Origin of the sequence: Xenorhabdus sp. PB30.3 (assembly GCF_963895965.1) — a bacterium.
Lineage (GTDB): Bacteria > Pseudomonadota > Gammaproteobacteria > Enterobacterales > Enterobacteriaceae > Xenorhabdus > Xenorhabdus stockiae.
Genome location: NZ_CAWQMW010000110.1, coordinates 1 through 1,009, shown reverse-complemented (window position 1 = coordinate 1,009; position 1,009 = coordinate 1). Strand labels below are relative to the sequence as shown.

Below are 1,009 nucleotides of genomic sequence, written 5' to 3'. Positions count from 1 at the left end.
GTATCTGGTTCAGTTAACTCAGGATACTTCGCTGCCTTTGCTGGAAACCGCCATTAACCGATTAGCGGAACGCCATGCGGTGCTGAGAACCGTGTATCGCAGTGATGATCAGAGCCAGCAGTATCAGCAGGTATTGGAGAAGCATTTCGTGATCCCGTCTCAAATTTGTGACGACAGGGAGACGTTACTGGCTAACGCCCGCAGCGAAATTGCTACTCCCTTTGATTTAACCACGGAGCCAAGCCTGCGTTTGCGGCATTATCAGGTCGCAGACCGTCACTACTTATTACTGTTATGGCACCATATTGCAATGGATGGCTGGTCCATCGATATTTTTATGGCGGAACTGGCGGAGATTTACCACGCGCTGCAAGCAGGCCGTGACAGCCAGCTCCCTGAGTTAGAGATTACCTACGGGGACTACGCGGCATGGCAACGGGACTATTTACAAGGAGACATCCGCGAACAACAACTGGCTTACTGGCAACAGGCACTGGCGGGCTATGAATCGCTGGCACTACCCACCGATCACCTCAGACCGGCACAGGTCAATTATCAGGGGCGGGATATTAATTTTACGCTGGACGCACAGCTGTCTGAACAGCTACGGGTGTTGGCAAAAACGCAGGAAACCACCCTCTATACCGTGCTGCTCAGTGCGTTTTACGTCACACTGGCAAAATTATCCGGGCAGGACGATATCGTTATCGGCACCCCGACGGATAACCGTCACCATGCGCAAACACTGCCCTTATTAGGGATGTTCGTTAACACACTGCCCTTACGGGCACAACTGCAACACACTGACAGTGTAACCGCGCTGATTACACAGGCACACAAACTGGTTAGCGGCGCTAAAGCCCATCAGGATATGCCGTTTGAGCAGTTGCTTGAAGCCCTGAACATTGAACGGGATACCGCTCGTCACCCTGTATTTCAGGTGATATTCAGTGTGCAGACTTTCGGTGAAAATCCGTCAGACGGCAATCTGCCGTTTAGTCCAGTCGCA

General features: G+C 51.9%; 1 protein-coding gene. It reads left to right on the top strand.

Annotated elements, in window-relative coordinates; translation table 11 throughout:
* A partial coding sequence (locus AACX38_RS06675) for a condensation domain-containing protein (RefSeq protein WP_228865912.1) occupies window positions 1-1,009 on the top strand: 1,009 nt, incomplete at both ends.